The organism is Actinophytocola sp. (genome assembly GCF_035942955.1).
Taxonomy (GTDB): Bacteria; Actinomycetota; Actinomycetes; order Mycobacteriales; family Pseudonocardiaceae; genus DASYTH01.
Genome location: NZ_DASZCQ010000200.1, coordinates 1 through 9210, shown reverse-complemented (window position 1 = coordinate 9210; position 9210 = coordinate 1). Strand labels below are relative to the sequence as shown.

Sequence of the window (9210 nt, the reverse complement as noted above, 5' to 3'; positions counted from 1 at the left end):
GGTCTCGCTCCCCCATACCCGGTGCCAGGCCGGCGCTTCCCTGCTGCGGCAAGGCCGAGGTAGCTGCGGCCGCGCGCGGGAAGCGGAGAAATGGCTCGACGGTTCGCCGAGGTTGAATTGTGGAGCCGGTCGGCCGGCATGGCGCCGCCACTCGCCCTTGACCTGCACGAACGGCTCCAACTAATTGTGAGATATCGGCCGCGGCATCGCCAATGAATTATCCGGCGAGCAGCGCGTCGAGGCCGGCGGCGATCGTGCGCTCGGCGTCCTCGCGGTATTTCAGCACCGCACCGAGGGTGGCCGCCGCGCCGGCCGCGTCCAGCTCGGAGCAGCCGAGCGTGAGCAGTGCCCCGGCCCAGTCGATCGACTCGGCCACGCCCGGCGGCTTGAGCAGCTCGGCGGCACGCAGCCGGCGCACCGCGGAGGCGACCTGGGTGGCCAGCCGCTCGCCGATCCCGGGCAGCCGCCGCCGCAAGATCGCGATCTCCCGCGTCAGGTCGGGATGCTCCAGCCAGTGGTAGAGGCAGCGGCGCTTGAGCGCGTCGTGCACCTCGCGCGTCCGGTTGGACGTCAGGATCACCAGCGGCGGCACCTCGGCCCGGACCTCCCCCAGCTCCGGCACGGTCACCGCGTTCTCCCCCAGCACCTCGAGCAGGAACGCCTCGAACTCGTCGTCGGCCCGGTCGACCTCGTCGACCAGCAGCACGCACGGCGCGTCCTCAAGCGCCCGCAGCAACGGCCGCGCCAGCAGGAACCTCCTGCTGTACAACGACTTCTCGGCCTGATCGGCATCGAGCTGACCGCCCGCCGCGGCCTCGAGGGCGCGCAGGTGCAGCAGCTGGCGCGGGAAGTCCCAGTCGTACAGCGCCTGCGTCGAGTCGATCCCCTCGTGGCACTGCAGCTTGATCAGCTCCACGTCCAGCGCGGTGGCCAGCGCCGCCGCCAGCGAGGTCTTCCCGGTGCCCGGCTCGCCCTCGCAGAACAGCGGCCGCCCCATGCGCAGCGCCAGGAACGCCGCCGTGGCCAGCCCCTCACCGGCCAGGTAGCCGACCCGGTCGAGCGCACCGGCCAGCTCCGCCGGCGAGCCGATCGGCGCCCAGGACCCACTCACCACGACTCGAGCCTAGGTTCTGATGGGTCGCTCCCGCGAGGCCGTCCCACCCGCCCCTCCCCCGGCCGCGCGTCCGCTCCTGTCCGGGCTCCCCTGATGCGCGCCCTGACCTCCGAATCCGGGTGCGCTCCGGGCCGGTCCCCGATGCTCCGGGGCCCGCCACCGGCAACCCTGGACTCGTGAGCAACTACATCGACACGGAGAACACCACCACCCCCGTCCGCAAGCTGCGCCGCAGCCGCGACGACCGCATGGTCGCCGGCGTCTGCGGCGGACTGGCCAAGCTGCTCGGCGTCGACACCGCGATCGTCCGCGTCGTGTTCGCCGCCGCGACCATCCTCGGCGTCGGCACCGGCGCGCTGCTGTACCTGGTCTGCTGGATGATCGTCCCCGAGGAGGACTGACCCCATCGCGAAGGCCACCTTCACCCGCATTGAGCGCAGTGAAGGTGGCCTTCCCGCGCGGCGGGCGCAGTGATGGTGGCTTTCCTCCCGCGCACGCACGGCAAGGGTGGCCTTCGCCGGGACTCCCGGTGCGCGCAGTCAAGGTGGCCTTCCCGCGCGGCGGACGCAGTGATGGTGACCTACGCCCCAATCACGGCAAGGGTGGCCTTCGCCCGACTCCCGGTGCCCCAGTCAAAGTGGCCTTCACCCGCTCAGCCGGACCGAAGGTGACCTTCACGCCCACCCGAACAAAAGCCTCCCTCGCCGCCCACCGGGGAGCGAAGGTCGCCTTCGCCGACTCCCGGCGCCCCAGTCAAAATGGTCTTCGCCCGACTCCCGGTGCCCGCCGTCAAGGTGGCCTTCGCCCGCTCAGCCAGACCGAAGATGACCTTCACGCCCACCCGAACAAAAGCCTCCCTCGCCGCCCACCGGGGAGCGAAGGTCGCCTTCACCGCACCACTAGGCTGCCCGAACGTGGCGGAGCAGCCGGAACGGATGTCGCGGGCGGGGATCGCGCGGGCGCTGGTGCTGCTGGGATCGGCGCTGCTGCTGGCGGTCACCGGGATCGTCTGCTTCGTCGCGCTGGTGTTCGGTCCGGTGCTGGGCGAGCGGTACGGGCTGGTCGGACCGGTCGTGCTCGCGGTCGTGGTGTTCGTGGTGATCATCGTGCTTGCCATCGCGCTGGCCAACCTGTTCGCCATGCGGGCCCGCGGCACCCGGGGCATCGTCCTCACCGGCTGCGGGACGCTGCTGGCCGGCTCGGTGATCGGCGGCGGAGCGCTGCTGCTGATCATGGTCGGCTGACGAACTCCTCGAAACAGTCCGGGGTGGACGTATCTGGGCGCCGGGGCTCCTCTCCTTACGTATATGAGTGACCAAGCACACAGACTTGGCGGCCGGGCGTTGGCAGGGGAACCGCCCGGCCGCCGCCTGGTGCGGCTGACCGCGGCCGACTCGCACCACCCGATCGTGGTGCGCACGGGCGATACGGTGGAACTATGGCTGCCGGAGGCGCCGACCGGCGACTACTTATGGCGGTGGCGCCTGCCCGAGGGGTTACGCATGATGAGGGACGAGTATCTGCCGGCCGACCGGAGTCGGTTGGCGTTCGACGTCAATGCGCCGGGTCGACACGAGTTACGCGTCGAGCTGGCTAGACCCTGGGAAAGCGAGCCACGACAAGCGCTGACGTTCACCGTGGAAGCCCAGTAGCCCTGTTGACACCGACAAGCTGGGCCATTCGGGTGAGTCTGACGCAAAACAGACGCAACTCGGCGGAGTCCAACGATGTACCTGACGCCTCCAGACAGTCGACCCACGGAGTGGGGTGGAACGCGGTGACCGAGCTGCGCACTGCCAGCATGAGTCCGCCATGGGAGGGGTTGGAGGGCCGGGACCGGTACGCGGCATGCTTGGTCGCGGCGAGGTCGGGGGATCGCCGCGCGTTGGACGTGCTCGTCGCGGAGCTGACCCCGCTGGTGTGGCACGTGGCGCGGGGCAACGGCCTGGACCGCAGCACGGCCGAGGACGTCGTGCAGACCGTGTGGCTGGCGCTGCTGCGGCACCTCGACCGGCTCACCGAGCCGCGGGCGCTGGTCGGCTGGTTGATCACGACCACGAGGCGCGAGGCGAACCGCACCCGGCGGCGCGGGACCACCAACGTCGAGCTGCCGCCGGAGCTGGCCGAGCAGCTGCCCGGCGGCGACGGGCTGCCGGAGCCGGAGGTGCTGCGCGACGAGCGTGACCGGCAGCTGTGGGCGGCCTTTCACCGGCTGCCGCAGCGCTGCCAGGAGTTGCTGCGGATGACCGTGCTGGCCGGGCGGGTGGAGTACCGCGCGGTCGCCGAGGCGATGCACATGCCACACGGCAGCATCGGACCGACTCGAGGGCGCTGCTTGAGCTCCCTTCGCAGCCTGTACGACGGGGAGGCTGGCAGATGAAGACGCAACACCATTCGGCGGAGGACGACGCGATGATGGCCAAGGTGGCCCGACTGGTCAACGAGCTTGACCCACCCCCTGCGGGTTTGATCGAGCGAGCCCAGTTCGCGATCGCCATCGACGACATCGACGTGGAGGCGGCGCGCTGGGCCGACGCGCGGCCGCTGGCCGGGGTGCGCAGCGGCGCTCCCGGAACGATCACGTTCTTCGTCGGCGACCTCACCGTCATGGTGAACGTGACCCGCACCGGCGAGCGGCACCGGATCGACGGCTGGCTGGTGCCGGCCGGCGAGCACGGCGTCGAGGTGCGCGTGGCCGATCATGGGTCCACGGAGACCACCGCTGACGAGGGCGGACGCTTCGTGCTGACCGAGGTGCCGCGTGGCACCACCCAGATCCTGGTGCGGATGAAGGCCGACCGACCACGGACCGTAGTCACTCCGACGGTCGTTTTGTAGCCTATTTGTCAATAAGTTCCTCCATTCAGGCGATAGGGTTCGTATCTATCTGACACACCCTTGCTCTTATAGGGTGACAGGTCCCGCGAACCTGCTGAGAGGGGAACTTTCGATGTCCGAAGACACGATCACCAGGCCCATCACCGACCCGGACGGGCAGCACGACCAGCCCGTCGAACCGGCGGGGCAGCACGACAAGCCGCTGACCGCGCAGCAGGACGGCGGCGAGGGGCAGCACGACGGCACGGACGGGCAGCACGACTCCACAGACGGTTCTGGTGAAAACTAGCTGGTACCGATAGCCCACAGGGGGGCCTCGATGTGGTGCCATTAGAGAGTGCCCGGTTCGAGTCCTCCACTCGCAGCGACCGGACGGCATGTGCTGACCGACATCGACCAGGCAACCGAGCTGTACGGCAGGGCCGTCGACGCCAGCCGGGTCGGACATTCGGCCGAAGCGACCAAGCTGTTGGTTGAAGCGCTGCGCGCACTTCCGGTGGCCTCGGGAAACCCCGAGGCCACCGCTTTGCGTATCAAGATCCTCGCGGTTCTGGCCTACACCGAGGCCGAGACCGGTTCCGTCGCCGACGGGCTGGTCTACATCGGCACGGCAAGCGATCTGGTCGGCGCGTTACCCGAGCGGATGCGTCCGGTGCTGCAAGGCCTGGTGGACAACCAGTACGCGCTGATCCTGCTGCGCACCGGCCACACCGCCGAGGCCGTGGAGGTCTACAGCCGGGCGATCCCCGTGCTCGAGCAGGCCGCCGACGCCGGCGACCCGGAGCTGCTCGCCCGGCTCTACCTCAACCGCGGCCTGTCCTACATCGAGCTCGGCCGGCCGGGGCCGGCCGAGATGGATCTGCTCAGGTGCATCGTCGAGGCCACCGCCCACCCGGTGCCACGGCTGACCGCCAAGGCGCAGAACAACCTCGGCGACATCGCCCAGCTGATCGGCGACATCCCCGGCGCGCTGCGGTACTACGAGGAAGCCGAGAAGACGTTCAAGGAGATCGGCCCAGGCCTGGTGCCGCGGGCCCGGATCGACCAGGCCCGCGCGCTGCTGGCGGCCGGGCTGGCCGACGAGGCCGCGCGGCACCTCGACGAGGCGCTGCCGGTGCTGCGGACGAACCGGATCGGCCAGGACCTCGCCGAGGCGGAGGTGGCCAGGGCCGCGGCCGCGCTGCTGCAGGGCGAGCTGGACCTGGCGGTGGAGCTGGCCCGTTCGGCGCACCGCCGGTTCGTCAAGCGCGGCAGCGCGCCGTGGGCCGAGGTCGCCTCGCTGACCAGGCTGCAGGCCGAGACCACTGCCGCGCTGAATGGCCAGCCAAGCAAGGCGTCGCCGCGCCGGGCCGCCCGGCTCGCCGAGCGTCTTGCCAAGCTCGGGCTCACCGACGAGGCGGCGAAGGCCACCCTGCTCGCCGTCCGGCTGGCCCTGCACCGCGGCGCGATCTCCGCGGCCGAGTCGCTGCTGCGGCAGGTGCCCAGCCCGCGCCGGATCGCCCCGATCGACCACAAGATGCTGCTGCGGCTGTGCAAGGCCGAGCTGGCCCTTGCGCGCGGCGATCACAAGCGGACGCTCGCCGAGGCGCGCGCCGGTCTCGCCGAGCTGTCCCGGGTGCGGGACCGGATGGGCGGGCTCGACCTGGTGTGCGGCACCGCGGTGCACGGCATCCAGCTGGCCAGCCTGGCCCTCGGCCTGCTGCTTGAGGACGCGCGGACGCCGGCCGACGCGCGGCGGCTGCTCGCCTGGCAGGAGCGCACCCGCGCGCAGATTTACCGGTACGAGCCGCTGCCGGCCATCGAGGATCCCGAGCTGGCCAACCTGGTGACCGAGCTGCGCACGCTGATGCGCACCGTGCAGCAGGCCCGGCTCGCCCGCCGGCCCACCGCCGAGCTCGAGCAGCGCTGCGAAGCGCTGCAGCGCGAGGTGACCAGGCACGGCTGGCATACCAGCCAGTGGGGCCGGCCGCGTCCGGTGTGCTCGCCCAAGGACATCGTCGATCAGCTCGGCGACCGCGCGCTGATCAGCTTCATCGGCCCTGGCGAGGAGCTCGCCGCGGTGGTGCTGGCCGGCGGGCGGACCCACCTGGTGCGACTCGGCTCGCTCGCCGAGGTGCTCGAGGTCGCCAAGCAGCTGCACGCCGACCTGGACGCGCTGGCCCCCGACGACCTCATGTCCCCCCTCGCCGCGGCGGTGTCGGCGTCGGCCATGCGACGCATCGGCCGGCTCGACGAGCTGCTCCGCCCGGTGATCGAGCTGACCGGCGACGGCGAGGTCGTGATCGTGCCGGGCGGCGGCCTCTACCAGGTTCCGTGGGGCTCGCTTCCGGCTTTGCGCGGCCGCCCAGTGTCCGTCGCCCCGTCCGCCACCGCCTGGGTCGGCGCCACCACCCGCCCGACCTCCGCCACCGGCGAAGACGTCGTCCTGGTCTGCGGTCCCGGCCTACCCGAGTCCGTGACCGAGCTGACCCGCCTGCGCGCCATCTACCCCGACGCGGTCGTTCTCCAAGGCGAGGCCGCCACCACCGCCGCCGTTCTGTCCACAATGGACGGAGCCCGCCTCGTGCACATCGCCGCCCACGGCACCCACGAGCCCGCTAACGCCCTGTTCTCCCGGCTCGAGCTGGCCGACGGCGGCCTCCTCGCCCACGAGCTGGCCCGCCTGCACAAGCCCCCGGAGCACGTGGTGCTCGCCTCCTGCGAGCTCGCCCTCAGCCACATCCGCCCCGGCGACGAGGCCCTCGGCTTCGCCGGCGCCCTCCTCGCCACCGGCTCCCGCACGGTGATCGCCGCGGTCTGCCGGGTAGGCGACCGCTCCTCGGCCGAAACCATGACCGACTACCACCGCTGGCTCGCCGCCCCCACCGCCGCAGCTGCCGACCTCGCCGACACCATGGCCGACTACCACACCCGCCTCGCCTCCGGCGCCGCCCCCGCCACCGCCCTGGCCCAAGCCACCGCCGCCGACCCCCTCCGCCGCCCCTTCATCTGCCTCGGCGCCGGCTAACCCCAACGAAAGCCACCCACACTCCCCCAACGAAAAGCCACCCACACTCCCCCCGACGAGGGCCACCCACGCTCTCCCACTGCCGACGAAAGCCACCCTTACTACGCCCGCCGCGGGGAGGCCACCTTCGCCTCGCTCGCCCCCGACAAAGGCCACCCTCACCCCCCGCCCCAAGGCCACCATCACTCTCGACCACGCGGCGAAGGTCACCACCACTCCGGCCGCCGCGCGCAAAAGCCACCTTCGGTCCGGCTCAGGAGCGAAGGTCACCTTCCCGCGCGCACCGGGAGCCGGGCAATGGCCACCTTGGCTGGGGCACCCGGGGGGCCGGGCAAAGGCCACCTTGGCTGGGGCACGGGGAGTTGGTGAAGGCCACCCTTGTCGTCCGTGCGCGGGCGAAGGCCACCACCACTGCGGCGGCCGCGCGGGAAGGCCATCTTCAGTGCGGTTGAGGGCGAAGGCCACCTTGACTGCGCGCACCGGGAGCCGGGCGAAGGCCACCTTGGCTGGGGCACGGGGAGTTGGGTGAAGGCCACCCCTTGCCGTGGTTGGGGGAAGGCCACCACCACTGCGGCGGCCGCGCGGGATGGCCACCTTCAGTGCGGCGGCCGCGCGGGAAGGCCACCTTCAGTGCGGTTGAGGGGGAGGGCCACCTTGGCTGGGGGTATTGGAGTCGGGGTGAGGGCCACCCTTGGCGTGGTTGGGCGGGGGTGAAGGCCGCTCTCGTCCGGGGGGCCGATTGGGTGGGGCCACCGTCGGCGGGGGTGGGCGGTGGGGGCATTGGTCCAGGTGGACGGAGGTGGAGTTGGTCTTCATGATGGGACGGCACAGGAGGGAGTGGGTTCATGTCGAGCCTTGCGTCGGTGGTGATACCTGGGCTTGGCAAGTTCTGGACCGATTTGATCACGATCCCGCTGTTCACCGGGATTATCGGGTATGTGACCAACTGGACCGGCGTGCTGATGCTGTTCGAGCCGTTGCGGTTTCGGGGGGTTCGGCTGCCGGGGCTGCGGGTGCTCTTCCCATTTTTACCGCGCAAGGTGCAGGTGTTGCCGCTGATCCGGTACGACGGGCGGATCGGGTGGCAGGGGATCGTGCCGTCGCGCGCGGACAAGATGGCCAGTATCGCGGTGGACAAGGGCTTGGCGAAGCTGGGAAGCATCGGGGACTTCTACCGGGAGCTGGAGCCGGACCGGATCGCCGAGCATCTGGCGACCGTGGCCCAGGGGGAGATCCGCGACGTTGTCGAGCAGATCATGGTGCGAGAGCATCCACAGCTCTGGTACGACCTGCCGCCTGTGATCAAGGAGGCGGTGCACGCCCGGGTCCGGCAGCAACTGCCGGCGATCATCAAGAGCCTGACCGACAAGATCGGGGACAACGTCGACCAGCTGATCGACGCGAAGCTGATGGTGATCAGCTACTTCGAGCGCCACCCCGAGCTGCTCAACAGCCTGTTCCGCGAGATCGGCCGCAAGGAGCTGCGGTTCATGCAGAACTTCGGCTTCTACTTCGGCTTCCCGATGGGCTTCGTGCTGTTCGCCATCCTGCACCTCTACCCGTACTGGTGGGTGCTGCCGGTGGGTGGGATGATCATCGGCTGGGTGGTCAACCACATCGGCATCACCATGATCTTCGAGCCGATCTTCCCGCGGAAGCTGATCCCGTGGCGGCAGGGGCTGTTCATCAAGCGCAAGGACGAGGTGACCGAGGGGTACGCCCGGATCATCTCCACCCATGTCATCACATTGCAGAACGTCGGCAACGAGCTGCTGTACGGGCCGCGGTCCGACCGGACCCAGCAGATGCTGGAGAACACCCTGCGGCCGGCGGTGGACAAGGCCGTCGGGCGGGCCCGCACCGCGGTCCGGGTCGCCATCGGCACGCGGGAGTACGACCAGATCAAGTCCTCGCTGGCCGCCGAGGCGGCCGAGTTCGCGCCGATCGCGTTCTCCGACGCGGAGTTCAACAAGCGGCAGTCCACCAAGATCTACTCGTTCGTCGCGACGCAGATGAAGAAGATGGGGCCCGACGAGTTCGTGGAGATGCTGCGCTCGGCGATAAAACAGGATGAGTGGCTGCTGTTCGTGCACGGCGGCGTGCTCGGCATCTTCGCCGGGCTCGCCCACCTGGCGATCTTCGGCGTGTAGGGGCGGAGCCAGATGTCGCGGCAACCACGGCAACCACCGAGCGCGCCCGTGCCGAAGGCTCGCGGTCGCGCCGCGCGGGGCACCGGCCCTGGGGGGGGGGG

Annotated in this window: 9 protein-coding genes; 8 read left to right on the top strand and 1 reads right to left on the bottom strand. The window is 70.6% G+C overall.

Annotated features, from left to right (window positions below):
- Positions 1-217 precede the first annotated feature (217 nt).
- Positions 218-1114, bottom strand: a complete 897-nt coding sequence (locus tag VGX25_RS19750) for a MoxR family ATPase (protein ID WP_326919311.1) — start codon at positions 1112-1114, stop codon at positions 218-220.
- Positions 1115-1290: 176 nt separating this feature from the next.
- Between VGX25_RS19750 and VGX25_RS19745 the strand changes: the two genes are divergently transcribed.
- The 8 genes from VGX25_RS19745 (at position 1291) to VGX25_RS19710 (ending at position 9109) form a co-directional block, all read left to right on the top strand.
- Complete coding sequence (locus VGX25_RS19745) at positions 1291-1515, top strand: PspC domain-containing protein (protein WP_326919310.1); 225 nt, start codon at positions 1291-1293, stop codon at positions 1513-1515.
- A 513-nt stretch (positions 1516-2028) separates the two neighbouring features.
- On the top strand, positions 2029-2358 hold the full coding sequence (locus VGX25_RS19740; protein WP_326919309.1) for a hypothetical protein: 330 nt from the start codon (positions 2029-2031) through the stop codon (positions 2356-2358).
- A gap of 63 nt (positions 2359-2421) precedes the next feature.
- The gene (locus VGX25_RS19735; protein WP_326919308.1) at positions 2422-2766 is read left to right on the top strand and encodes a protease inhibitor I42 family protein; all 345 of its coding nucleotides are present in this window, start codon (positions 2422-2424) and stop codon (positions 2764-2766) included.
- A 125-nt stretch (positions 2767-2891) separates the two neighbouring features.
- The gene (locus tag VGX25_RS19730; RefSeq protein ID WP_326919307.1) at positions 2892-3494 is read left to right on the top strand and encodes a sigma-70 family RNA polymerase sigma factor; all 603 of its coding nucleotides are present in this window, start codon (positions 2892-2894) and stop codon (positions 3492-3494) included.
- Positions 3491-3952 (top strand): carboxypeptidase regulatory-like domain-containing protein, encoded by a 462-nt coding sequence (locus VGX25_RS19725; RefSeq protein ID WP_326919306.1) that lies wholly within the window; start codon positions 3491-3493, stop codon positions 3950-3952. The genes VGX25_RS19730 and VGX25_RS19725 overlap by 4 nt, the downstream gene beginning before the upstream one ends.
- Before the next feature lie 112 nt (positions 3953-4064).
- A complete protein-coding gene (locus VGX25_RS19720; RefSeq protein ID WP_326919305.1) occupies positions 4065-4241 on the top strand; it encodes a hypothetical protein in 177 nt (58 codons plus the stop codon).
- Positions 4242-4331: 90 nt separating this feature from the next.
- Positions 4332-6959: a CHAT domain-containing tetratricopeptide repeat protein gene (locus tag VGX25_RS19715; protein WP_326919304.1), complete on the top strand. Its 2628-nt coding sequence runs from the start codon at positions 4332-4334 to the stop codon at positions 6957-6959.
- Between the two features lie 845 nt (positions 6960-7804).
- Entirely contained in the window at positions 7805-9109 is a 1305-nt protein-coding gene (locus tag VGX25_RS19710) for a hypothetical protein (RefSeq protein ID WP_326919303.1), read from the top strand.
- The last annotated feature ends 101 nt before the right edge of the window (positions 9110-9210 follow it).

Excerpts from the sequence above, each read along its gene's own strand:
- VGX25_RS19735 (WP_326919308.1), top strand. The coding sequence starts at position 2,422 with ATGAGTGACCAAGCACACAGACTTGGCGGCCGGGCGTTGGCAGGGGAA.
- VGX25_RS19725 (WP_326919306.1), top strand. The coding sequence starts at position 3,491 with ATGAAGACGCAACACCATTCGGCGGAGGACGACGCGATGATGGCCAAG.
- VGX25_RS19720 (WP_326919305.1), top strand. The coding sequence starts at position 4,065 with ATGTCCGAAGACACGATCACCAGGCCCATCACCGACCCGGACGGGCAG.
- VGX25_RS19710 (WP_326919303.1), top strand. The coding sequence starts at position 7,805 with ATGTCGAGCCTTGCGTCGGTGGTGATACCTGGGCTTGGCAAGTTCTGG.